Source organism: Agrobacterium sp. CCNWLW155 (genome assembly GCF_036888815.1).
In the GTDB taxonomy this organism is placed as follows: Bacteria; Pseudomonadota; Alphaproteobacteria; order Rhizobiales; family Rhizobiaceae; genus Agrobacterium; species Agrobacterium radiobacter.
Map to the genome: position 1 here is coordinate 515,640 of NZ_JBAKFW010000002.1, position 24,533 is coordinate 540,172.

At 59.7% G+C, this 24,533-nt stretch carries 23 protein-coding genes and 1 pseudogene; 19 read left to right on the top strand and 5 right to left on the bottom strand.

Annotated features, from left to right (window positions below; translation table 11 throughout):
• Positions 1–11: 11 nt before the first annotated feature.
• The 13 genes and pseudogenes from flaF to V6S97_RS11140 all read left to right on the top strand — a co-directional run bounded on the left by flaF (position 12) and on the right by V6S97_RS11140 (position 10,365).
• A pseudogene (flaF, locus tag V6S97_RS11080) lies at positions 12–357 on the top strand (flagellar biosynthesis regulator FlaF).
• Positions 354–803, top strand: coding sequence for a flagellar biosynthesis repressor FlbT (flbT, locus tag V6S97_RS11085; RefSeq protein ID WP_003503362.1), 450 nt, complete (start codon positions 354–356; stop codon positions 801–803). Before flaF ends, flbT begins: the two are co-directional and overlap by 4 nt.
• Positions 794–1,264, top strand: coding sequence for a flagellar hook assembly protein FlgD (flgD, locus tag V6S97_RS11090; protein WP_003503359.1), 471 nt, complete (start codon positions 794–796; stop codon positions 1,262–1,264). The genes flbT and flgD overlap by 10 nt, the downstream gene beginning before the upstream one ends.
• A gap of 48 nt (positions 1,265–1,312) precedes the next feature.
• Positions 1,313–1,579: a flagellar biosynthesis protein FliQ gene (gene fliQ, locus V6S97_RS11095; RefSeq protein WP_003503352.1), complete on the top strand. Its 267-nt coding sequence runs from the start codon at positions 1,313–1,315 to the stop codon at positions 1,577–1,579.
• Positions 1,580–1,736: 157 nt separating this feature from the next.
• Positions 1,737–3,824, top strand: coding sequence for a flagellar biosynthesis protein FlhA (gene flhA / locus V6S97_RS11100; RefSeq protein WP_003503351.1), 2,088 nt, complete (start codon positions 1,737–1,739; stop codon positions 3,822–3,824).
• Complete coding sequence (gene fliR, locus V6S97_RS11105) at positions 3,821–4,576, top strand: flagellar biosynthetic protein FliR (RefSeq protein WP_003503350.1); 756 nt, start codon at positions 3,821–3,823, stop codon at positions 4,574–4,576. The genes flhA and fliR overlap by 4 nt, the downstream gene beginning before the upstream one ends.
• A 15-nt stretch (positions 4,577–4,591) precedes the next feature.
• Positions 4,592–5,011: a hypothetical protein gene (locus tag V6S97_RS11110; protein WP_003503349.1), complete on the top strand. Its 420-nt coding sequence runs from the start codon at positions 4,592–4,594 to the stop codon at positions 5,009–5,011.
• Between the two features lie 115 nt (positions 5,012–5,126).
• Positions 5,127–5,684 (top strand): rod-binding protein, encoded by a 558-nt coding sequence (locus V6S97_RS11115; RefSeq protein WP_003503348.1) that lies wholly within the window; start codon positions 5,127–5,129, stop codon positions 5,682–5,684.
• Positions 5,685–5,713: 29 nt separating this feature from the next.
• The gene (locus V6S97_RS11120) at positions 5,714–6,082 is read left to right on the top strand and encodes a hypothetical protein (protein WP_003503347.1); all 369 of its coding nucleotides are present in this window, start codon (positions 5,714–5,716) and stop codon (positions 6,080–6,082) included.
• A complete protein-coding gene (locus V6S97_RS11125; protein ID WP_003503346.1) occupies positions 6,082–6,621 on the top strand; it encodes a flagellar basal body-associated FliL family protein in 540 nt (179 codons plus the stop codon). Before V6S97_RS11120 ends, V6S97_RS11125 begins: the two co-directional genes overlap by 1 nt.
• Before the next feature lie 202 nt (positions 6,622–6,823).
• A complete protein-coding gene (locus V6S97_RS11130; protein WP_334426795.1) occupies positions 6,824–7,498 on the top strand; it encodes a WecB/TagA/CpsF family glycosyltransferase in 675 nt (224 codons plus the stop codon).
• Positions 7,499–7,612: 114 nt separating this feature from the next.
• Positions 7,613–9,388 carry a hypothetical protein gene (locus V6S97_RS11135; RefSeq protein ID WP_112978360.1) on the top strand — a complete coding sequence of 592 codons (1,776 nt, stop codon included), beginning with the start codon at positions 7,613–7,615 and terminating at the stop codon, positions 9,386–9,388.
• 77 nt (positions 9,389–9,465) lie between these two features.
• Positions 9,466–10,365 carry a bifunctional methylenetetrahydrofolate dehydrogenase/methenyltetrahydrofolate cyclohydrolase gene (locus V6S97_RS11140; protein ID WP_020813066.1) on the top strand — a complete coding sequence of 300 codons (900 nt, stop codon included), beginning with the start codon at positions 9,466–9,468 and terminating at the stop codon, positions 10,363–10,365.
• Positions 10,366–10,383: 18 nt separating this feature from the next.
• Here V6S97_RS11140 and V6S97_RS11145 read toward each other — a convergent pair whose 3' ends face one another.
• The gene (locus V6S97_RS11145) at positions 10,384–11,409 is read right to left on the bottom strand and encodes a LacI family DNA-binding transcriptional regulator (RefSeq protein ID WP_003503341.1); all 1,026 of its coding nucleotides are present in this window, start codon (positions 11,407–11,409) and stop codon (positions 10,384–10,386) included.
• A gap of 273 nt (positions 11,410–11,682) precedes the next feature.
• Between V6S97_RS11145 and V6S97_RS11150 the strand changes: the two genes are divergently transcribed.
• The 6 genes from V6S97_RS11150 (at position 11,683) to V6S97_RS11175 (ending at position 18,772) form a co-directional block, all read left to right on the top strand.
• Positions 11,683–13,044 carry an ABC transporter substrate-binding protein gene (locus V6S97_RS11150; protein WP_080865816.1) on the top strand — a complete coding sequence of 454 codons (1,362 nt, stop codon included), beginning with the start codon at positions 11,683–11,685 and terminating at the stop codon, positions 13,042–13,044.
• 154 nt (positions 13,045–13,198) lie between these two features.
• Entirely contained in the window at positions 13,199–14,212 is a 1,014-nt protein-coding gene (locus tag V6S97_RS11155) for a carbohydrate ABC transporter permease (protein ID WP_080865818.1), read from the top strand.
• Between the two features lies 1 nt (position 14,213).
• Positions 14,214–15,374 (top strand): carbohydrate ABC transporter permease, encoded by a 1,161-nt coding sequence (locus V6S97_RS11160; protein ID WP_080865820.1) that lies wholly within the window; start codon positions 14,214–14,216, stop codon positions 15,372–15,374.
• Positions 15,375–15,411: 37 nt separating this feature from the next.
• A complete protein-coding gene (gene bglA / locus V6S97_RS11165) occupies positions 15,412–17,067 on the top strand; it encodes a beta-galactosidase BglA (protein ID WP_209788191.1) in 1,656 nt (551 codons plus the stop codon).
• Between the two features lie 21 nt (positions 17,068–17,088).
• Positions 17,089–18,177 (top strand): ABC transporter ATP-binding protein, encoded by a 1,089-nt coding sequence (locus V6S97_RS11170; protein WP_060722907.1) that lies wholly within the window; start codon positions 17,089–17,091, stop codon positions 18,175–18,177.
• 238 nt (positions 18,178–18,415) lie between these two features.
• Positions 18,416–18,772: a hypothetical protein gene (locus V6S97_RS11175; RefSeq protein WP_034501163.1), complete on the top strand. Its 357-nt coding sequence runs from the start codon at positions 18,416–18,418 to the stop codon at positions 18,770–18,772.
• Between the two features lie 19 nt (positions 18,773–18,791).
• Here the strand turns inward: V6S97_RS11175 and V6S97_RS11180 are convergent, their stop codons facing one another.
• The 4 genes from V6S97_RS11180 to zwf all read right to left on the bottom strand — a co-directional run bounded on the left by V6S97_RS11180 (position 18,792) and on the right by zwf (position 24,483).
• Positions 18,792–20,156, bottom strand: a complete 1,365-nt coding sequence (locus V6S97_RS11180) for a metallophosphoesterase (RefSeq protein ID WP_209787741.1) — start codon at positions 20,154–20,156, stop codon at positions 18,792–18,794.
• Positions 20,157–20,352: 196 nt separating this feature from the next.
• Positions 20,353–22,173 (bottom strand): phosphogluconate dehydratase, encoded by a 1,821-nt coding sequence (gene edd, locus V6S97_RS11185; RefSeq protein WP_209787744.1) that lies wholly within the window; start codon positions 22,171–22,173, stop codon positions 20,353–20,355.
• Positions 22,174–22,298: 125 nt separating this feature from the next.
• A complete protein-coding gene (gene pgl, locus V6S97_RS11190) occupies positions 22,299–22,997 on the bottom strand; it encodes a 6-phosphogluconolactonase (protein ID WP_099086156.1) in 699 nt (232 codons plus the stop codon).
• 10 nt (positions 22,998–23,007) lie between these two features.
• Entirely contained in the window at positions 23,008–24,483 is a 1,476-nt protein-coding gene (zwf, locus tag V6S97_RS11195; RefSeq protein ID WP_003503322.1) for a glucose-6-phosphate dehydrogenase, read from the bottom strand.
• Positions 24,484–24,533: the final 50 nt, after the last annotated feature.

Here is a 24,533-nt window from a genome sequence, read left to right on the forward strand (position 1 = left end):
AGGATACATGAATGTACCAGTTTTCCTACGCCGAAATCATGGAGGATGGTGTCGCCAACGCGAAAGATCGCGAGCGGCAGGCGTTGACCAAATCGATCGACCTTCTGGTGGAGGCAAGGGACTCCTCCTCGCAGCGGCCCACGAATCGAAGCACTTTTTTACACTCGACGGGTCTGGATCCGCTTCATTGAGGATCTCAAGCAACCCGACAACCAGCTGGCCATGGAACTCAGAGCCAATCTGATCTCCATCGCGATCTGGATTTTGAAAGAGTGCGAACTGATCCGGAAACGTCAGTCGACGAATTTCCAGGGCATAATTGACGTGACAACCATCATCAGGGATGGACTGAAATGAAAAGTACACTTCGAATTTCGCTGAAATCGGGCGAAAAGATTTTCATCAACGGCGCGGTTCTGCGTGTGGATCGCAAGGTGGCGCTTGAATTCCTGAACGATGTCACGTTCCTGCTTGAAAACCACGTTCTGCAGCCCGACCAGGCGACGACGCCGCTCAGACAGCTTTATTTCATCGCGCAGATGATCCTCATCAACCCGGAAGGGCGCGATCAGTCGACCAACATGTTCCGCAAGTCGGTCAGCATGCTGCTGAATTGCTTCCAGCATGACGAGGTTCTGGCGGAACTCAAGCGGATCGACGGGCTGGTTGCGTCAGGCAAGGCTTTCGAAGCCCTCAAGGCTATTCGCGGTCTTTATCCGATCGAGGAAAAAATCCTCAACAATCAGGAAATGACCCCGGCAACGATCGAACAGATTCGCAAGGAGATCGCACCATGGCGGTAGATGCAGTCAATGCGGCAGCGGCAAACCCCTGGGCGAATGCCGGGGCGAGCAGCAGTGACAAGAACGCGGCCTCGCTGAACTATGACAGCTTCCTGAAACTCCTCATCGCCCAGATGAAGAACCAGGATCCGACCAGCCCGATGGATGCGGGTCAGCAGATGTCGCAGCTGGCAAGCTTCTCGCAGGTCGAGCAGACCATCAAGACCAACACCCACCTGAAGAGCATGCTGCAGGCGGAAGCCCTGACGCGCGCGTCCGATCTCGTCGGCAAGACCGTCATGAGCTCCGACGACAAGGTCACCGGCGTGGTCAAGGAAGTGCAGGTCTATTCGGACGGCGTTGTCGCCATCACCGAAGCTGGTGACAAGGTGCTGCTGCAGGCCGGCGTGACCTTCTCGAATGGTCCAATCAAGAGTACAGCTGATGGCGGGACCGATTCGAATAAACCGGCTGGTTCCTGATATTGAAGAGGCGGCATGACGCCGCCTTTCCGGAATAAGGATGCGACGATGAACGAGGCCGATGCGCTTGATATCATGCAGGCGGCAGTCTGGACGGTTCTCGTCGCGGCCGGTCCGGCGGTTCTCGCCGCCATGATCGTCGGTGTCGTCATTGCCTTCATTCAGGCCCTGACCCAGGTTCAGGAAATGACGCTGACCTTCGTTCCCAAGATCGTCACGATCATGCTTGTCCTCGGTGTCGCCGCCCCCTTCGTGGGCGCGCAGATATCACTCTTTTCCAATCTCGTCTTTTCCCGCATTCAATCCGGCTTCTGACGCCCGTCCGCTATGGATGCCACCTTCGCGCAAGCTTCGGCGGCTAGGGATAGGTTGAAGCATCGGGCCGAATTGCGTTCGCTTTTCGAAAACCGGTGCCGCGGAACCGTGCGGCGGCTTTTCCGTCGCCCTTCTCATGAAGAGACAGGACGATTTTATGGCGCAACCACCAGTCATCTCCTTGCCCAAGGTAAGTCCGAGCATGCGAGACATCGGTTTCGCATTGGGCATTGTGGCGATCCTCTGCGTTCTCTTCCTGCCCATTCCGGTCATTCTGGTGGATATTGGCCTGGCGTTTTCGATTGCGCTTTCGGTGCTCATCCTCATGGTGGCGCTCTGGATTCAGCGGCCGCTGGATTTCTCGTCTTTCCCGACCGTGCTGCTGATCGCGACCATGATCCGCCTGTCGCTGAACATTGCGACGACGCGTGTCATCCTGTCCCACGGCAATGAGGGGCCGACGGCGGCCGGCGGCGTGATTGCGGGCTTCTCCAGCCTCGTCATGTCCGGCGACTTCGTCATCGGTCTCATCGTCTTTCTGATCCTGATCACCGTCAACTTCATCGTCATCACCAAGGGCGCAACGCGTATCGCCGAAGTCGGCGCCCGCTTCACGCTGGACGCCATCCCCGGCAAGCAGATGTCGATCGATGCGGATCTGTCCGCCGGCATCATCGACGAAAAGGAAGCGCAGCGCCGCCGCCGCGAACTGGAAGAGGAAAGCTCCTTCTTCGGTTCGATGGACGGTGCCTCGAAATTCGTGCGCGGCGACGCGATCGCCGGTCTCATCATCACCGCGATCAATATTTTCGGCGGCATCATCATCGGTTATTTCCGCCACGGCATGCCGATCGGCGAAGCGGCCGACGTCTTCGTCAAGCTTTCGGTCGGTGATGGTATCGTCTCGCAGATCCCGGCCCTGATCGTATCGCTGGCCGCCGGCCTTCTGGTATCACGCGGCGGCACCGCCGGCTCGACGGATCAGGCGGTCGTCAATCAGCTGAGCGGTTATCCGCGCGCGCTGATGGTCTCGGCCATGTTGATGGGACTGCTCGCCGTCATTCCGGGCCTTCCCTTCCTGCCCTTCATCTTCCTCGGCGGCATCATGGCCTTCGGCAGCTGGTATATTCCACGCCAGGCGGAAGCCGAAAGCGCGCTGCGGCGTCAGGAAGAGGAGAACAAGGTTCTCCAGACCACCGAGGCGGAAAAGGATTCGGTCAAGCAGGTGCTGAAGACGGCCGAGATCGAATTGGCGCTCGGCAAGCAGGTTTCCACCCGTCTTCTCGGCGCGCATCAGGAGCTGGCTTTCCGCGTCGGCAAGATGCGCAAGAAATTCGCGAGCCAATACGGTTTCGTGGTGCCCGAGATCAAGGTCGCCGACGACATCATGATCCCGGAAAAGGCCTATCAGATCCGCGTCCACGGCACGACCATCGCCTCCAGCAGCCTGCGCGTCGGCGATGTTCTTGTCGTGACGGGTGCAGGGCGCAAGCCGAGCATTCCGGGCGACGAAATCCGCGAACCCGCTTTCGGCATGCCCGCCGTCTCCATCCTCGAAACCTTCACCGAGGATCTGAAGCGCGAAGGTTTCCACCCGATCGACAACGTCTCGGTGGTGCTGACGCATCTGAGCGAAGTCATCCGCAACAACCTGCCGCAGCTCCTGTCCTATAAGGACGTCAAAATCCTCATCGACAGGCTTGATCCCGAATACAAGAAGCTGGCCGACGAGATTTGCTCGTCGCATATGTCCTATTCCGGCCTGCAGGCGGTGTTGAAACTGCTGCTCGCCGAGCGCGTGTCGATCCGCAACCTGCATCTCATTCTCGAAGCCGTCGCAGAACTCGCGCCGCATGTGCGCAAGACGGAACAGATCGTCGAACATGTGCGGGTGCGCATGTCGCAGCAGCTCTGCGGCGATCTGGCCGACAATGGCGTGTTGCGTGTCCTGCGTCTCGGCAACAAGTGGGACATGGTTTTCCATCAGGCGCTCAAGCGTGACCAGAAGGGCGAAATCGTCGAATTCGACATCGATCCCCGCCATCTCGAGGAGTTTTCGGAGCAGGCCTCGAAAGTTATCCGTGAATTCATGGATCGCGGCCTGCCCTTTGTCCTTGTAACCTCACCGGAAACGCGGTCCTATGTGCGCATGATTATCGAGCGACTCTTTGCGACCCTGCCGGTTCTCTCGCATGTGGAACTTGCCAAGGGTCTCGAGATCAAGATTCTGGGCGCCATTTCATGATAACCGACCCGCAAGGGACAATTATCGCATTGTTCCTTGCTATTTGCCGTATCGGCGCCTGTTTCATGACCATGCCGGGCTTTTCCAGTTCGCGCATCTCGCCGCAGATTCGCATGCTTCTGTGCGTCGCGGTATCCATGGCGCTTCTGCCGGTGCTATGGGACACGATCTATCCGAAAGTCTCCGGCGCAAGCCAGGGCACGGTCGTCGGTCTCATCTTCACCGAGGTCGTCATCGGTTCGATGTATGGCCTGATCGCGCGGTTCTACACGCTGGGTTTTCAGTTTACCGGCGCGCTCATCGGCGCTTCCATTGGCCTCAGTGCGCCTGGCGGTGCTGATGTCATCGAAGACGTGCAGGAAAACCAGATATCCAACTTCATCACCTTGGGCGGCCTGCTGGTGCTGTTCATATTCGATTTCCACCACATCGTCCTCAAGGCGCTGGTGGATTCCTACACCGCCACACCGGTCGGCGCGCTCATCAGCGGCCAGAAGATGCTGATTACGCTGACTGATACGCTCAGGGCCTCCTTCTCCATCATGCTGCGGCTCGCCAGCCCCTTCGTGATTTACGGCCTGATGTTCAACGTCGCGGTTGGCCTCATCAACAAGCTTGCGCCGCAGATCCCGGTCTTCTTCATATCGACGCCCTTCATTCTCGCGGGCGGCATTTTCATGCTTTATCTGTCGGTCGCGGCCCTCATCCGGCAATTCGTGGATGGTTTCGGCCCGGTCTTCATCGGCTTTTGATCGGGAGAAAACGCCATGGCTTCGGACAAGCGCTCGGCCAAACTCAAACGTCTGGTAACGGTTCAGCGGCACATGGAGAAAATGGCCGAGGTGGAGCTGGCCGACACCACCCGCACCCGCACCGAAGTGGCGCAATCCATGGAGAACGTGCTGGAGGCGATGAGTTCCATGGAGCCGGTGCATCAGACATTCTCCAAGCATTATTCGGACCGCTACGGCCGTCTCGTTGTCCAGGACCGCCAGCTTGAAGGCGTCCAGCAATTTCAGGAAAACAAGGTCCTGAAGGAAAAGACCAAGGCCGACAGGCTCGAGGACAGGATGCATATTGCCCGCGATCTTGAGGATCGCGAGGCCGATGATAATGCAATCTATGATTTGTTAGAAATTACGAATGTTTCCCACACACCAGCCTCCAGCAAGGTTGGCGATCCATAATCTGTCCCATTGTTGCATCGCGGGCGTTTTTGAGGACGCCTCCGGCGATGTTTCTTGATTGAGCGGATGTGCCGGCTTTCTGTGCCGCCCATTCGTCAGCTCGGGAGATCTGGACGTGGCGATATCGGTGATAAGTGATCTGGTGATGGATGTGGTTCGCGCTGCGGATCCCCAGGAAGTTCAGGTTGCCCAGGAGAAACTCAAGGCGAACAAGGCGGCTTTTGCCGCGACCAGCCTTGCCGATGCCGGCAAGGGTTTTGGCGCCGCGGTCGACATGCTGGATGGCGCTTCCTCGAAGGCTGGCCTCGGCGACACCAATATCCGCGCGGCCCGCACCGAAATCCCGGAAACCTATCGCAAATATGAAGCCTCGGTACTCCAGACCTTCGTGGCCAACATGCTGCCGAAAGACAGCGAGGAAGTTTACGGCAAGGGTAATGCCGGCGAGATCTGGAAAAGCATGATGGCCGAACAGTTTGCCGACACGATCTCCAGAAATGGCGGCGTCGGCATTGCGGAACAAGCTTACAAGGATGCGCTGCGGAAGGCCGAAAGCAAAGGTATTACCGACGTATCGATGAATGAAAAAGACCATAATGCTGCAATTCGGATGGTGGCGGAGTTCGAGCGGCAGGTCCTCGGTGTTTCCAATGAGAAAACAGACGAGGCTTGAGAATGAAAAACCTTAACGAGGAGACAAGCATGGACCTTATGTCGAACGACCACCGTATCCAATCCGTTCTCGGCCGCCTTGAGATGATCATCGACAATGAGAACGACAATATCGGTAAGGACCCACAGTTCGACTTCAAGGTCTCCAATGCCCATAAGAGCCGTTGCCTTTATGAGCTGACGATGCTGTTCCGCGATACGCCGCGCGAGGAAATCGCCGCTGGCTATATGGAACAGGTCAAGGGCATCAAGTCCAAGCTTGCGACCAATGCCAGCCGCGTCGAGGCGCATCTGAACGCGGTTCGCGCCGTTGCGGACCTCTTGAAGAGCGCGATCCAGGAGGCCGATACGGACGGCACCTATTCGCAGGAACAGTTCATGTACGGCGCTGCCTCCTGATGTTGAAGCTTCTTCTCACCGGCGTCTGGGTTTGCGCCGTCACGCTCGGCGCGGTGTATTTCTCCGTCCAGTTGGCGACGGCGCCCGCGCCGGATGAGGCGGGGGCGAAAAAGGCCAGTCTGCAACTGGTCAAGGGCGAAAGCATCACGATCCCCGTCATCAATGACGGCGGGGTGAACGGCTATTTCCTCAGCCGGATTTCGCTCCGCGTCGACAAGACCAAGATGGCGAAGATCGAGCTGCCGGCAACGCAGCTGATGACCGACGAATTGTTCACGCTGCTCGCCGGTTCTTCCATGGTCAACATTGCCAACATCTCCACCTTCGATCCCGAAGCCTTCAAGCAGCGCATCCGCGAGGGGCTGAACAAGAGGCTTGATGACGAGGTGGTCGAGGATGTGCTGATCGAACAGCTCGATTATCTGTCGAAGGCCGATATTCGCGAGCAGAACGGTAACGGTACGCCCCGCTCGGTCAAGCTCGTCGAGGGCGAGAAGGCCGAAGTCGGAAAAGAAGCGGCTGCGGCGCCAAGTCATTGATGGCCAAGGGGCGAGGGGCTTCGGCCGGCTGCAGGATGCGGAGCATCTTTCTGGTTAATTGTCTCTTGCCGTATCCCCAAGCATTCGAGAGATTGCTTTCAAGCTAAATTCAACCTGCACCTGTATAAACAGACCCATGAACCACCATCCCGCAGGCCATGCTTCGGATCGGTGGCGATGGGTTTGGTATTGGGGGTTGGCAATGAGTTTCGCGTCAGGTTTCGCGCGGCCGGGATCGCAACGGAATATCCACGGACTGCGCGTCTGTGATCTCGATTGGAATGGGGCGCTGGAATTGGTCAGCGGCAGGGCTTCAGCCTGTGAAGGGCACACGATGCTGTCCTTTCTTACTCCCGAAAAAGCCAAGCTTTCGCTCAAGGACAATGCCTACCGACAGATTCTGGAAAGCTGCCTGCTTCTGCCGCAGGGCAAGGCAATGAGGGCCGCCGCGCGCAACGAGAATGGCGAGCCTCTGCCTGCCGCCATCGACGGCGTCGCCTTCACCATGGCGCTTCTGACCTATATGGCGGTGCCGAAGCGGATCGGTGTGGCGGGAGATGATGCGGCGCAGATCGGCGAGGTTCTCGCCAAGTTGCGGGCGCACGCGCCCTGGCACGATTTCGTCATGCTGAACCGCGATGCATCGGGCGTTAAGGTGGATGTTCTGCTGGCGGGAATGTTGAAGGAAAACCAGGAGACATGGCTGCACCGCACCGTCAGTCGCGAGAATGCGCGGGTCACCATCGCGGTTGGGCCCCTGTTCAAGGTCCTGTCATCGGAAGTGGCCGGCATGCCGGAAATTTTCCGCAAGCTTCACATGAGCTGGCTCTACAGCCTCTGCGCCGAACCCTGGCACATCGCGCTCGGCAAGAGCTGAGACAACGTCCGCAAGCGCCGCGTTAACCATTTGTTTGCCACGATCCTTTAACCTCTCGTAAGGTTTTGACAGTCGCCCGTGGCGGGCGGCACCGAGGGCGGCAGACGGCTTCAGATGGTTGATGACAATCCGGACATGATGGCGATCCGCCCTGACGAGGATGATGTCGCCGCGCCCGTATCGCAGTGGCGCAGACATTGGCTGCGGCTCCTGACGTCCGGGTGCATCGCCGCCGCCACCGTTGCCGGGGCGGCCCTTCCGCTTCTGCTCATCGATTCCGGCTTTCGCGGTTATGTTTCGCAGGCCCGGATCGAGGTCTCCCAGACCGCTTACGATGCCCCCGACGCGGCCCGTTTTCTGGCGATGGCACGCCGCACCCTGCTTTCACCCTCCGGGCTCGACCGTATAACCGCCGATCTCAAGCTGAAGTCCGCCGATATGGTCGGCGTTCGCAATCAGGGTGAGCTTGGCCTGCTTTTCGACCTTCTGACCGGCGCGGATGCGCGTCCGCTGTCCGCGCGTGAGGCGTTGAACGGTGCGGTGGGCCAGGCGATCCGGCTGGAACTGACACCGGATGAAAATACGCTGATCGTGACCGGCAAGGCCGCGACGCCGGAAACCGCCATGCGGCTGACCGACTATCTTTCGATGCGCGTGATCGCGGATGGCAAGGCCGGCACGATGACACCAGCCATGCGCGAGACGGAGAGGGCGCGGACAAGGCTCGATGAGGCGGAAGCCGCACTGAACGGTTTCCAGATGCGTCACGGTGATGCCGTGATGTCCGAGGTGCAGCAACTTGAGCAGCAGCTGCGCGATGTAAACGACAGGCTTGCCGGAATTACCCCGCAGCAACAGTCCATCCAGGCTGATTTGACGGCAGCTTCGGCCCTGAAGCCTAATGATGTCTTTGTGAAGCCTCTGCCGGCCGGCGTGGCTTTTTCGGCGCTTGAGGATGTCAGGCAGAAGCATGCGAGCGCCAGCATGGCGCTTGCTGCCGTTTCGGTCGATTATGGCCCGAAACATCCCCGCAGCATCGCCGCCCAGAATGCCGTGGACGCGGCACAGGCACTTGCCGCCCCAGCATTGCGACAGTTGCTCGAAGGCCTGCGGGCGGATGAAAAGCGCATCGTTCAGGAGGTCGCGACCGCCAATGGCGAGCAAAGGAAATACCTAGACCGCCTGAGCGAGCTCGGTGTCGCCTCCGGCGAATTCTCGAGATTACAGGGTGAACTGGAAACAGCGCGAAATGCCTATCTGGAGGCAAGCGAACGCCGTGACCTGTCCGCATCCGCCACGCCTGCGGTCGAAACACGTTTGACCAAGAAGGCAACACCGGGAGAATTGACCCGCGACCTGACTCAGGCCGCCATGCTGACGGGCGGCGGCGCATTAATTGGCCTGTTGGGCAGTCTCTATCTCCTGAGCTACCGTCGCCATGACGAAGAAGAAGAGGGCGCATTGATCGTCGAAGACGGCGCGCAACTTCCATCCTCCGTCGAGCCGCCGGTCCAGTCTCTGCAGGTTTCGGAATTCGAACCGATCGAGCCGGCTGTGTTTGAAGATCTGCCGGATCTTGCCGCAGAGGGTAACATCGAGCCGGAGGAAGACAGCTTTGCCGATTATTATGGCGAGGCCTTCAATGACGACGACGATATGCCGCTGGACGAGCGTGTGCGGCAGGTCCTGATGGGCAGCCGCACGGTCAGGGCTGCTGATCCGGTATCCTCCGGGCTTCCTCCGCTCCTGGCGGAAGCCCTTGCCGGGCGCTTCGATCATGCTCAGGCCGAAGCCGAGGAACTGATGGAATTGCGACGTCAATTGGCGTTCCTGAGAGAGCGTCTTACCGATTACGCCGATCATCGCGAAGACTACCGCAAAACAGCCTGAAAACGCCGCATTTTAGCTTGCATTCCTGCGAAGGGGGCACCATACGGAGCCTACGTAACCCAGCAGGAGCAGGACGCATGGCAGTTGTGATTGACGGGAAGGCGAAGGCGGCTTCGGTAACGGAGGCGGTCCGCAAATCGGCAGAAGCGCTTGAGGCGGAAAAGGGCACAAAGCCCGGTCTCGCGGTTGTCATCGTCGGAAATGATCCGGCCAGCCATGCTTACGTGAACTCCAAAAGCAAGATGGCCAAGCAATGCGGTTTCAACTCCATCCAGCACACGCTGCCTGAAGAAACCACGCAGGGTGACCTTCTGAAGCTGGTCGGCGAACTGAACGCCGATGCCTCCATTCACGGCATTCTGGTACAGCTGCCGCTGCCGAAACACTTCAATTCCGATGAAATCATCCAGTCGATCCTGCCCGAAAAGGATGTGGATGGTCTGAGCGTATTGAATGCCGGCAAGCTCGCGACCGGCGATCTCGCCACCGGTCTCATCTCCTGCACGCCCGCCGGCGCCATGCTTCTGGTGCGCGGCATTCACGGCGATGATCTCTCTGGCCTGAACGCTGTTGTCATCGGTCGCTCGAACCTGTTCGGCAAGCCCATGGGCCAGCTGCTGCTGAATGCCAACGCTACGGTGACGATGGCGCATTCGCGCACCAAGGATCTCGCCACCGTCTGCAAGACGGCCGATATTCTCGTCGCGGCGGTCGGCCGGGCGGCGATGGTGAAGGGCGACTGGGTGAAATCAGGCGCGACCGTCATCGATGTCGGCATCAACCGCATCCCCGCACCGGAAAAAGGTGAAGGCAAGTCGAAGCTGGTGGGCGATGTCGCCTATGATGAAGCAAGCGCCGTTGCCGCGGCCATCACGCCCGTTCCCGGCGGTGTCGGCCCGATGACAATCGCCATGCTGATGGCCAACACCGTCATCGCCGCCCATCGCGCAGAGGGTTTGACCGCGCCGAAGTTCTAAGCGGTTTAAAATGGCCAGCTACGCTTTCGGAGCCGGCCCCGTCGACGCGCGGACCACCAGTTCCGCCTTCCAGAGTTCCTGATGAGGTTCCGTCTGGTTGAGCTTGATCCGGTTGATCAGGCGCTGGCCCACACGCACCCCCGCAGCCCTCAGCGACGAGCGGGTGGTGGTGAGCGGCACAGAAAAATTATCGGGTTTCAGCAGCGGCAGCACGTCGTCATGGGCGATCAGCGAAATATCCTTGCCGGGTTTTAAGCCCCGCTGATTGAGCGAGCGGATCGCGCCGAGCGCGAGCGCGGTACTGGCGCAGAGGATGGCGGTCGGTTTTTCCGGGCGTGACAGCAGCGCCTCCATGCCGAGATAACCTTCCTCGTCGGTCATGCTGCCGTGCCTTACATTTTCCGCATGCAATGCCAGACCATTTGCCGCCATCGCCTTTTCCACCCCGAGACAGCGGCGGAAGGTGAAATCATAACCCGCCGGGCCGTTCAGCAGCCCGATGCGCGTATGGCCGAGTTGGAGGAGAAGCTGGGTCGCATCGCGGAAGGCGCCCTCATTGTCCACGTCGAGATAGGGATAGTCCTCCTCCACGCCGATGGAGCGGCCATGCACGAGGAAGGGCAGGGAGAGCGACTGCATCATGGCGATGCGTGGATCATTGTTCTTCATATAGGCGAGATAGATGCCGTCGACGCTGCCGCTGGCCGCCAGACCCCGCAGCGCTTCGCGCTCCTTTTCCGGCTCCGTCGGCATGATGACGAGATGAAAGCCGCTGCGCGACGCTTCCTCACCGAGGCCGCTCAGGAATTCGCCGAAATGCACATCCGAACGATGATGCTCGCCAATCGGCATCACAAGTCCGATGGAGCCAACCTTGCCTGTCGCCAGCCGTTGCGCCGCTGCATTCGGGCGATATCCCGTCTTTTCGGCAGCCTCCATCACGCGGCGGCGCGTTTCGGCGCTGACTTCCGGATAGCCGTTGAGCGCCCTGCTGATGGTCGTCTGCGAAATGCCCAGCAGTTGCGACAACTGTTTCAGGTTCATGTCTGTCATTCCTCCATGCGCGCGCCCGAGAATACGGCAAAGCCGCTCCTCAATTCCCAAAGCGCTTTAGATTTTTACCAGCCTCCACCGCATTTCTCAATCGAAAAGGATAGCCGCCTTCCTAATTAAATATGACTATTCATAAGGTGCTGCAACGTTTCCGAATAAAGAGCCTCTTGACTCTGTCTTAATGACAATGAGATGAATAGGCAGCCAAAGCGCTTTGATTGGAGAGGACGCTTTGAGCCTTTTATGTGATGGGAGGTAAATCACATGCGGAAGACTCTTTTGGCGACGGCTGCTGTCATGGCATTGCTGTCCGGTGCGGCCTTTGCCGCCGACCTGAAATTTGCACCCGGCGGGGACGCCAAGTTCAACTGGAAAAGCTACGAAGACTTCAAGGCGGCCCATGCCGACCTGAAGGGCCAGACGCTGACGATTTTCGGCCCGTGGCGTGGTGAGGACGAGGCCCTGTTCCAGTCGGTGCTCGCCTATTTCGCTGACGCGACCGGCGTGAATGTCCGTTATTCCTCGTCGGAAAACTACGAGCAGCAGATCGTCATCGATACGCAGGCAGGTTCGCCGCCCAATATCGCCATCCTGCCGCAGCCCGGCCTTCTGGCTGATCTCGCCGCCAAGGGCTTCCTCGTGCCGCTCGGCGATGCGACCGCCAGCTGGGTCAAGGAAAATTACGGCGCGGGCCAGTCATGGGTCGATCTCGGCAGCTACAAGGGCAAGGACGGCAACAAGGCCTATTTCGCATTTCCCTTCAAGGCGGATGTGAAGTCGCTCGTCTGGTATGTGCCTGAGAACTTTGAGGAAGCGGGCTATAAGGTGCCCGAGAGCATGGAAGACCTGCTCAAGCTCACGGACCAGATCGTTGCCGATGGCGGCACGCCCTGGTGCATCGGCCTCGGTTCCGGCGGCGCCACCGGCTGGCCGGCGACCGACTGGGTGGAAGACCTGATGCTGCGTACGCAGCCGCTCGACGTCTACCAGAAATGGACGACCAACGAGGTGAAGTTCACCGATCCGGCCGTGGTCGAGGCCATCAACGAGTTCGGCAAATTCGCCAAGAACGAAAAATATGTGAGCGGCGGTGTTGCGGCCGTGGCCTCCACCGACTTCCGCGACAGCCCCAAGGGCCTCTTCGACATTCCGCCGAAGTGCTACCTGCACCATCAGGCGTCGTTCATTCCGTCCTTCTTCCCTGAGGGCACCAAGGTGGGGACGGATGCGGATTTCTTCTACATGCCGACCTATGCGTCCAAGCCTGAACTCGGCAAGCCGGTTCTCGGCGCCGGCACGCTCGTCACCATCACCAAGGAAGCGCCGGCTGCCAAGGCATTTGTCGAATTCCTGCAGACCCCGATCGCGCACGAAGTGTGGATGGCGCAGTCCAGCTTCCTGACGCCGTATAAGGGCGTGAATGTCGAGACTTATGCCAACGAGCAGATGAAGCGCCAGGGCGAAATCCTGACGACCGCGACAAGCTTCGGTTTCGACGGTTCCGACCTGATGCCCGGCAAGATCGGCGCCGGTGCATTCTGGACCGGCATGATCGATTTCGTCGGCGGCAAGTCCGCCGATCAGGTCGCTTCCGATATCCAGAAGGCCTGGGACGGCCTGAAGTAACAATCGGCCGAGCAGATTCCGGAAAAGTGTTCTGCGGTTTTCCGATCAGAATCTGCGGTAAAAAGGCCCGGCGGCTCGCTGCCGGGCCTTACCAACGGAACGGCCCGACGACCGCATAAATCAGCGCGGCGCGGAGAGGATCAAGGGAGGGAACATGGCTCAACAACTCGTGTCTGCCATCGGCGTCATGGTAGCAGGTGTTTTTGCCTGCGCTGCCTATTACTGGCTGTCCGACAAGGCGCTGCAGGCAATCTTTCCCGTCCGCTCGGGAGACGTCATTCACGCCTCCCGCAACCTCAACCGCCGCGCCGCCGTCCGGCCGTGGCTGTTCATCGGCCCGGCGCTGATCCTTCTGCTCGTTTATCTGGTCTATCCCGTTATCGCGACGCTGATCCTGTCTTTTTATGACCGCACAGGCAGTGAATTCGTCGGTCTCGCCAATTATCGCTGGGCGTTTTTTGACGCGGGTTTCCGCCAGTCGATCTTCAACAATATTCTCTGGCTGGCCGTGGTGCCGGCCGCCTGCACCTTCTTCGGCCTCGTCATCGCCGTCATGACCGACCGCATCTGGTGGGGCAACATCGCCAAATCCATCGTCTTCATGCCGATGGCGATCTCTTTCGTCGGTGCCTCCGTCATCTGGAAGTTCATCTATGAATATCGCGCCGAAGGTCAGGTGCAGATCGGCCTTTTGAACGCCGTCGTCGAGTTTTTCGGGGGCAATCCGCAGGTGTGGATTTCCATGCCCTTCTGGAACAACTTCTTTCTGATGGTCATCCTCATCTGGATTCAGACCGGCTTTGCCATGGTCATCCTGTCGGCGGCGCTGCGCGGCATTCCGGAAGAGACAATCGAGGCAGCCGTCATCGATGGTGCCAATGGCTGGCAGATTTTCTGGAAGATCATGGTTCCGCAAATCTGGGGCACCATCGCCGTTGTCTGGACCACGATCACCATTCTCGTGCTCAAGGTTTTCGACATCGTGCTGACCATGACCAACGGCCAGTGGAACACCATGGTTCTCGCCAATCTCATGTTCGACTGGATGTTCCGCGGTGGCGGTGACAGTGGCCGAAGTGCTGTCATAGCACTCATCATCATGGCGGCCGTAACCCCGATCATGGTCTGGAACATCCGTCAGGCCAACCGCGAGATGGAGGGCCGCTGAGATGAATATCGTCAAACGCCTTCGCCGCGTCGGCCTGCCGCGCCTTATCGTCCACGCCAGCGTTCTGATCGTCGTGCTTCTCTGGCTCTTGCCCACGCTCGGCATTCTCGTCAGCTCGCTGCGTGACAAGGACCAGATCACCGTATCGGGCTGGTGGACGGCCTTTTCCAGCTCCGAACAGACAGCGGCGGTTCGCCTTGCCGACGCTGCCGTGCAGAAACAGGACGGAAACCGATACGTGATATCAGGCAATGTCTTTGAAAACGGCGCGGGCGGAAAAGTCTCCGCCTTCGGCGTGCGTGTTCAGGAGCCGAGAGCCTTCAAAGCCGGTGAGGCGGCCGATATCGGCGATGGTGAAACGCTGCTGGTCAACGCGGACGGCACCTATGAGTACAGCAAGGCCTCCAGCTTCGAGGGTTCCCGTGGCAAGCGCGTCTATATTTCCGTTGGAACGCCGCCGGTCTTCACGCTCGATAATTATCGAACGGTCCTGACCTCGGAAGGTATCGGCCAGTCCTTTGTCAACTCGTTGACGGTGGCCGTGCCTGCGACCGTTATCCCCATTCTCATCGCTGCCTTTGCCGCCTATGCGCTGTCATGGATGAGCTTTTCCGGCCGCAATTTTCTGATTGCGATGGTGGTGGGCCTGATCGTCGTACCATTGCAGATGTCGCTGATACCGCTCCTGAAACTCTACAACGAAATCGGCAATATCTTCGGCGTACCGTCCAAGACCTATGCCGGCATCTGGCTGGCGCACACCGCCTTCGGTCTGCCGCTCGCCATCTACCTGTTGCGCAACTACATTTCCGGCCTGCCGAAAGAGATCATCGAAAGTGCGCGTGTCGACGGCGCGAGCGATTTCGAAATCTTCGTCAAGATCATCCTGCCGCTGTCCTTCCCGGCGCTCGCCTCCTTCGCCATCTTCCAGTTCCTGTGGACCTGGAACGACCTGCTTGTCGCCATGGTCTTCCTCGGCACGCAGAAGGATGAGCTGGTGCTGACCGGTGCGCTAAACGCGCTGCTCGGTTCGCGCGGCGGCAACTGGGAAATCCTCACCGCCTCGGCCTTCGTTACCATCGTCGTACCGCTTGGCGTCTTCTTCGCCCTTCAACGTTATCTCGTGCGTGGCCTGCTCTCAGGCTCCGTCAAGGGAGGCTGATAATTCCATGAACGCCCATACCAGACAGGATGAGACTATGACCGCTCCGGTGACTTCCGCTTTGACGCCCAACAAGGATTGGTGGCGCGGCGCCGTGATCTACCAGATTTATCCGCGCTCCTATCAGGACTCCAACGGCGACGGCATCGGCGATCTCAAGGGCATCACCGACCGGCTGGCGCATATTGCCGGCCTCGGTGCCGACGCTATCTGGATTTCGCCCTTCTTCACCTCGCCGATGAAGGATTTCGGTTACGACGTCTCGAATTATGTCGATGTCGATCCGATGTTCGGCACGCTTGCCGATTTCGACGGGCTGATCGCTGAGGCCCACCGTCTCGGCATCCGTGTGATGATCGACCTCGTCATGTCGCACACCTCGGACCAGCATCCATGGTTCGTGGAAAGCCGCGCCAGCCGCAATAACCCCAAATCAGATTGGTATGTCTGGTCGGACAGCAAGCCGGATGGCACGCCGCCCAACAACTGGCTGTCGATCTTCGGCGGCTCCGGCTGGCAGTGGGACCCCACCCGCATGCAATATTATATGCACAACTTCCTGACCTCGCAGCCGGATCTCAACCTGCATAATCCGGAAGTGCAGGAAGAACTGCTCAATATCACCCGCTTCTGGCTGAAGCGCGGCGTCGATGGTTTCCGCCTCGATACCATCAATTTCTATTTCCATGATCTGGAATTGCGCGACAACCCGGCGCTGGCGCCGGAGCGCCGCAACGCCTCTACGGCACCTGCGGTCAATCCCTACAATTTCCAGGAACATCTCTACGACAAGAACCGCCCCGAAAACATCGCCTTCCTGAAACGCTTCCGCGCCGTGCTGGACGAGTTTCCGGACATCGCCGCCGTCGGCGAAGTGGGCGACAGCCAGCGCGGACTCGAAATCGTCGGTGAATACACCTCCGGCGACGACAAGATGCAGATGTGCTACGCCTTCGAATTCCTGGCGCCGGATGCGCTCACGCCGCAGCGTGTTGCCGATGTGCAGGCGGATTTTGCCAGGGCCGCACCGGAAGGCTGGGCCTGCTGGGCTTTCTCCAATCACGATGTCGTTCGCCATGTCAGCCGCTGGGGCGAGCATGTCGAGGATAAGGATGCTTTCGCCAAGGTGCTCTCGGCGTTGTTGATGACGCAGCGCGGCTCCGTCTGCATCTATGAGGGTGAAGAGCTGGGCCTTACTGAAGCCGATATTGCTTTTGAGGATTTGCAGGACCCCTACGGCATCCAGTTCTGGCCGGAATTTAAGGGCCGCGACGGTTGCCGCACGCCGATGGTGTGGGATGCGGGCCATGCGCAGGCCGGCTTCTCGACCTCGGACAAGACCTGGCTGCCCATTCCGGCCGAACACAAGCAGCGCGCCGTCAGCGCCCAGCAGGGCAATGAGGCATCCGTGCTGGAGCACTACCGCCGCTTCCTTTCCTTCCGCAAAAAGCATCCCGCCTTTGCCAAGGGCGGCATCGAATTCCAGCCAGTGGAGGGCGATGTGCTGAGCTACACCCGCACGCTCGGCAACGAAACCGTTCTGTGCCTCTTCAATCTGTCCGCGACGTCAGCAAAGGCGACGTTGCCGGAAGGGAACTGGGAGATTCTCGAAGGCCACGGCTTTACAAGCGGTGTGGACGGCAGAAGCGTAGAACTTCCGGCATGGGGCGCTTTCTTCGCCCGTTACGCCTGATAGAGCAGGGAGGAACAACCCATGACAAGTCTCGTTCTCAAGGATATCCGCAAATCATACGGGCAGGTAAAAGTCCTGCACGGCATCGATCTGGAGATCGAACAGGGCGAATTCATCGTTTTCGTCGGGCCGTCCGGCTGCGGGAAATCGACGTTGCTGCGCATGATTGCGGGTCTGGAGGAAATCACCGGCGGCGAAATGTTCATCGACGGACAGCTGGTCAATGAAATCCCGCCCTCGCGTCGGGGCATTGCCATGGTGTTCCAGTCCTATGCGCTTTATCCGCATATGACTGTTTACGACAACATGGCCTTCGGCATGAAGATCGCCAAGGAAAACAAGCAGGAGATCGACCGCCGCGTCCGCGCCGCCGCTGAAATCCTGCAGCTGACGCAATATCTGGAGCGTTTGCCGAAGGCTCTGTCCGGCGGCCAGCGCCAGCGTGTTGCCATCGGCCGCGCGATCTGCCGCAATCCGAAGGTCTTCCTGTTCGACGAGCCGCTTTCGAACCTTGATGCCGCACTGCGCGTCGCAACCCGTATCGAGATCGCCAAGCTCAATGAGCAGATGGCCGATACGACGATGATCTACGTCACCCACGACCAGGTGGAGGCGATGACGCTGGCGGACCGTATCGTCGTTTTGAATGCGGGTCGCGTGGAGCAGGTCGGTGCGCCGCTCGAACTTTACGAAAACCCCGCCAACCTCTTCGTGGCGCGCTTCATCGGCTCGCCCGCCATGAACATCATCGCTGGGAAGATTGTCGGGACCGGGGAGCGGACGTCGATCGAACTGGCGGGTGGCAAGACGCTCGCCCTCAATGTTCCGACCCCCGCCACCGAGCGGGGCAAGTCCGCCAGCTTTGGCGTGCGGCCGGAAGATCTGAGCATCGTCACCGGCGATGATTATCTTTTCGAAGGGAAAGTATCGATCGTCGAGGCTCTCGGTGAAGTGACCCTGCTTTATCTCGAAGCACCCAAGGGGCAGGAGCCCATCATCGTCAAGGCGCCGGGCATTGTTTCGGTCGCCAAGGGGCAAACCCTGCGTTTCGCCGCTCCGCAGGAAAAGCTTCACCTCTTTAATGCCGAGGGCAAGACCTACCGCGTCTGATTGCCGTCGACCCCAAAAACACCCCGGAACGTCCTCGTTCCGGGGTTTTTCCTGAGCTTTTTACGGCTGTGGAAAAATGACGGAAATGTCCCGCTTCCGGTCTGTTTAAGCCTGCGCTGATATGAATTGTTAAAGACTATGGCCTAGTCTCGATCCATTGACTGAGCATGGGAGTCTGGGCGTGCAGAGCGGTACGGGTGTCATCAGGAACCATTACCTGAGCAAGGAAGAATCCTTCATGTATGACCGCGAAAACCGGTTCCGCATGGAAGATACCATGAACGCAGCACGCATCGAATATACCGAAAAGGCCGTGATGCACATGGCGGCGCGCCGCTGCGACGTCATCCGCATCTCCCAGACGGAAGCGGTGCTGGCGCTGCTGACGAAATATAACCTGCCGAACCAGTTCTATCTCGATATTCCCGACGCCCGCATCACCAAGATCGGCTGCGTGATGTTGCGCGTCAACGCCAACAACACGATCCATGTCCGTTTCCTGCGCATGCTGACGCAGAAGGAACTGGACCGCATTTTTGTGTTCAGCACACATCCGGCACACAGGGACCGGAAGCTCGATATCAGGTCGTTCTGAGACCTGATGATCTGCGGCCTTAAGAAAGCCCGCCCAGAGCCGTCTGCTTCAGCTTCACATCAGGCACCTCGGTGAAGGTCAGGTCCCCGCGGCCGAAATAGGATTTCTGGTTGGTCGCGGACCAGTCGTTGCAGACCAGCTTGTAGCGCTCTTTCTTCCCGGGCTTTTCCGGCATGGCGTAGAGATAGTCGCCGGTACGTGCGGCGAGCGGAATGTCGCCATCCTGGTTGCATCGTTTGAGGATTTGCTCAAGCGCCTCGCCATCCACTTCCGTCACCATCAGCTTGCCGTCGAAACGCAGCGAAGCGTTGAAATCATAACGGCGAATATCGCCCTCAGGTAGGCCCGCGCCGAAGGAGGTGTGGCCGACGAAACCGACATCTGCGCCGGTTTTTGCGGCGATAAGCTGCGCCACATGGCGGCCCGCCTCGTCGACGGTCATCGCCTTCGCCGATTTGCCGACAACTTCCCGTTCTTCCGCCGTCAGGTGCTTTTCAAGCGTCTGCTCGATCAGGGCCTTGAGGGCAGGGGAAGCGGGAGCGCCGCGATCGATGGCGATCGTCTCGATGGCCGCAGCCTTGCCGGGAGCCGCAAAGGTCGCCACCGTCATGGAGGTGCACCATGAGCCGGTATGGACATAGCGGGTAGCACCCTGTTCATGCACGAAGTTCAGATGGTCATGGCCGCCGACAAGCAGGGTGCTATCCGGCAGCAGCGGCAGGATATCGCGGTCTGCGACGACGCCGGCATGGCTGAGAACGATGTTGATCGCGTCCGGTTTGACGATACCGGGAAGATTGGCCTTGGCCCACTCGACAGGCTGCGGAATGTCGAGCATTTCGCGCGTGGCCTTCGGGTAGGTGTTGATCGCATTGGTGGCGAGACCCGTGAGGATGACCTTCCGCTCGCCAACGCTCATCTCGGCACTTTCGGGCGCATAGGGTTTGCCGCTGCGCTTGTCGATGATGTTGGAAAGCACGGTGATGCCGAGCGCACGGGCGCGGCTGACGAAATTGGCAAGGTCATTGTCGATATCGGGCTCATGATTGCCGATATTGATGACCGTGGGAGCGAGCTTGGCGAGCGCCGTGAGGAAGGTCCATTCGATTTCGCCGGCCGAACGTGTGGCTACCGCGTTGCCGAGCTCAAAAAGGTCGCCATTCAGCAGGATGATGTGGGGCGCCTTGTCGGCAGCGATGCGCATTTCGATGGCCGCAAGAAGCTGGCCGATGCGCTCATAGGCCGAATGCAGGTCGGAGATGACGATTGCACGCAGGGCCACGTCCTGCGCCATGACAGACGTTGCCGCCACCATCAGCGGCAGCATGGCGGTGCCGGCCATAAGCTTCAGCACATCGCGGCGTTTGCTTGAGAAAATCGTCATGTCAGGCCCCATCATCCGAAACTGCGCCGTCGTCCCACGGCTGGCTGGAGAAGGCCCTATAGGGCGATCATCACAGTCGCATGACAAGTCTGACGTTTAAGATGTGGGAAATAAAGTGGTTTCTGGCGGCATCCCGGTGACACCGTAAAGTAGGGTTGAAAGGCGAAAGCCGCATCCGGCCTTCGCCTCCCCGAAATCAATGGAAGAGGACGCTGGCGCCCTGATCGGCCGGGCCGGCATTGCGGCGGAAGGGGGCGAAAAGTTCGCGGCCCATGCCCCATTCATTGCCGGAGAGGTCGGCGCGCGCCGGTTCGCGTTTTGCCAGCTCGGCGGCGGAAACCAGCACCTCGAGCGAGCCGGAAATGGCGTCGAGACGGATGATGTCGCCGTCGCGGATGAGCGAGATCGGCCCGCAATCGGAAGCCTCAGGCGTAACGTGGATGGCCGCCGGCACCTTGCCGGAGGCGCCGGACATGCGCCCATCGGTCACCAGCGCCACCTTGAAGCCGCGATCCTGCAGCACGCCAAGCGGCGGCGTCAGGCGGTGCAGTTCCGGCATGCCGTTGGCCTTCGGGCCCTGGAAGCGGACGACCGCAATGAAGTCGCGGTTGAGCTTGCCATCCTTGAACGCGTCATGAAGCTCCTGCTGATCGTTAAAGACGATCGCCGGTGCCTCGATGATGTGGCGCTCCGGTTTGACGGCGGAAATCTTGATGACCGATTTGCCGAGATTGCCAGTCAGCATCTTCAGGCCGCCCGTCGGCTGGAACGGTGTTTCGACGCTGGAGAGAACCTTCGGATCATGGCTCTGCTCGGGGGAGGGCTGGCGGACAACTGCGCCCTTCTCATCAAGCATGGCATCCACGGTGTAAGCCTCTAGCCCCTGTCCGAAGACGGTGCGCACATCGTCATGCACGAAGCCCTGTTTCAGAAGCTGCTTGATGAGGAAACCCATGCCGCCGGCGGCGTGGAAATGGTTCACATCGGCAAGACCGTTGGGGTAAACGCGGGCGAGCAGCGGCACGATGTCCGAGAGATCGGAAATATCCTGCCAGGTAAGGATGATGCCGGCGGCGCGCGCCATGGCGATCAGATGCATGGTGTGGTTGGTGGAACCGCCCGTCGCATGCAGGCCGACGACGCCGTTGACAACAGACCTTTCATCGATCATCTCGCCGGCCGGGGTAAATTCATTGCCCTGCGCCGTAATCGCCAGTGCGCGCTTTGCAGCTTCACGCGTCAGCGCATCGCGCAGCGGCGTGCCGGGATTGATGAAGGAGGAACCGGGCATATGGAAGCCCATGATCTCCATCAGCATCTGGTTGGAATTGGCGGTGCCGTAGAAGGTGCAGGTGCCGGGACCGTGATAGGACTTGGATTCCGCCTCCAGGAGCTCGGCGCGACCGACCTTGCCTTCCGCATACAGCTGACGGATGCGCGACTTCTCGTCATTCGGCAGGCCTGATGTCATCGGGCCGGCAGGAACGAAGACGGCGGGCAGGTGGCCGAAGGCGAGTGCGGCAATGACGAGGCCGGGCACGATCTTGTCGCAGACGCCGAGATAGACGGCGGCGTCGAACATGTTGTGCGACAGGCCGATGCCGGCCGCCATGGCGATAGCGTCGCGGGAAAACAGCGAAAGCTCCATGCCGGGCTGACCCTGGGTTACGCCGTCGCACATGGCGGGAACCGCGCCCGCCACCTGTGCTATGCCGCCCGCTTCTTTTGCCGCATCGCGAATGATCGCCGGGAAGGTCTCATAGGGCTGATGCGCCGAAAGCATGTCGTTATAGGCGGTGATGATGCCGAGATTGGGAACCCGGTCGCCGGCAAGGATGTCCTTGTCGGCGGGGGAACAGACGGCAAATCCATGCGCGAGATTGCCGCAGGACAGAACGGAGCGGTGAACGCCTTTTGAAACCTGCAGCCGCAGCCGCTCGAGATAGGTCTCGCGGTAGGGCTTGGAACGTTCGACGATGCGGGCGGTGATGGCCTGAATGCGGGAATCGGCGGACATGGGCGTTCATCCTGTTCGTTGGTCGGCAACCGGCGTTCCGGGAGGTGAGCGGCCGGTTGTCGTGTTTCAGTCTTCATGTCTTCGGGCGCTTGTCGCGGGGCCGCAGAGGCGGCAACCGCGTTGGCTCATGGCGCCCAGTATATATCCACGGGCGTCTCGGCCCGGTTCAGCACGGCGCGGATCGGCATTTCATCCTCATCCTCGCCAGACTGCGCCTTCTCCAGCGTCGCCTTTTTGGCCGCACCTTCGATATGCAGCACGAGGAAATCGGCATCGTGCAGGCTGGAGAAGTTGAAGGTCAACCGCTCCTCTCCCGCATTCTCCGCCGCCATGGTCAGGACGCCGCGCGGTTCATCAAGGTCGAGCGCTTCGTAGAGATTGTCTCCACCGGGGAAGAACGATGCCGTATGGCCATCCGTTCCCATGCCGAGAATGACGACATCGAAGGGATCGCAGATCGCCTCGGTCTTGACGGTCGCAAGCGTCGCCGCATCCTCGGGCGAGGCCGCCGGCTGGAACAGCGGCACGAAATAGGCCGACTTCGCCTTGTCCTGCAGCAGGTTCTCCGCAACGAGACGGTGGTTCGAACGGTCGCTTTCCGGTGGCACGAAACGTTCGTCCACCAGCGTCACGCTGATATTCGGCCAGTCGAGATCGTGTTTGGAAAGCGCCTGAAAGAACAGCTTGGGCGTCGAACCGCCGGATACGGCGATGCTCGCCGTACCGCGATCCTTCGTTGCCGCATCAAGGCGTTTGGCAACCTCCGCCGCAAGCGCGGTTGCCAGTTCGGCGGCGGTGTCGAAGACGTGGATCGTTTCGCTCATCGGTGCGCCCTCAATCGGCATCGTGCCAGGTGCGACCGTCACGCTCGATCAGTGCGATCGAGCCGCTCGGGCCCCAGGTTCCGGCGGTATAACCCTGCACGCCCTGTCCCAGATCTTCCCAGCTCTTGAGAATGGGGTCGATCCAGTCCCACGCGGCCTCGACCTCGTCGCGGCGCATGAACAGCGTCTGGTTGGAGCGGATGGTGTCCATCAACAGCCGCTCATAGGCATCGGGGCTGCGTACGTTGAAGGCTTCGGCAAAGCTCATGTCCAGCGAAACCTGACGCAGGCGCATGCCGCCCGGGCCGGGGTCCTTGATGAGGAGCGACTGTTTGACGCCTTCATCCGGCTGCAGGCGAATGACCAGCTTGTTGGCCTCGATCTTGCCGGCCGCATCGTCGAAGATCGAATGCGGGATCTGCTTGAAAGTAACGACGATTTCCGAAACGCGGGTCGCGAGGCGTTTTCCCGTGCGGATGTAGAAGGGAACGCCGGCCCAGCGCCAGTTGGCGATTTCAGCTTTGATGGCGACAAAGGTTTCGGTGTTGGAAACGCCGCCTTCCAGCTCTTCCAGGTAACCCTTCACCGGGCCACCTGCGGAAGCGCCAGCGCGGTACTGGCCGCGCACAGTCAGCTTTTCGACGTTGCTGGTGTCGATCGGCTTCAGCGAGCGCAGGACCTTCAGCTTCTCGTCGCGCACCGCCTCCGATTTCATGGAAGCGGGCGGTTCCATGGCGACGAGGCAAAGCAATTGCAGAATGTGGTTCTGCACCATGTCGCGCAGCGCGCCGGCCTTGTCGTAATAACCGGCGCGGCCTTCGAGGCCCACCGCTTCGGCAACGGTGATCTGGACGTGGTCGATATGGGCGGAATTCCACAGCGGCTCATAAAGCGCGTTGGCGAAACGCAGCGCCATCAGGTTCTGCACCGTCTCCTTGCCGAGATAGTGGTCGATACGGAAGATCTGCTCTTCCTTGAAGACGTGACCGATCGTGTCGTTGAGTTCCTGGGCAGAGGCCAGATCGCGGCCGATCGGCTTTTCAACGACGATGCGGGTCGAGCGGGTGATCAGCTTGTGTTCGCGGATCTTGTCGGCGATGTCGCCGAAAATGCCCGGTGCGACAGCCAGATAGAAGGCGCGCACGCGCTCCTTGCCTTCGTCCAGCAGCTTCTTCAGAACGTCCCAGCCGTTGTTGCCCTTGGCATCAACAGGCACGTAGAAAAGTCTGTTCAGGAACACGGCAACCTGTGCGTCGTCATATTCGCCGGCCTTCAGGTGCTCTTTCAGAGCGTCCTGCGCGAATTTGCGATATTCCTCATGGGTCATGACCGAACGCGACGCACCGATGATGCGGGTCGGCTCCGTGAACTGGCCTTCGACCTGCCGGTGATAAAGCGCCGGCAGAAGCTTGCGCTCGGCAAGATCGCCCGTGCCGCCGAAAACGACACAATCAAAAGGTTCAACAGGAATGATCTGACTGCTCATATCGATTCTCTCGATCTTCAAGGGTTGGGGGCATCAATAATCTAATCGAT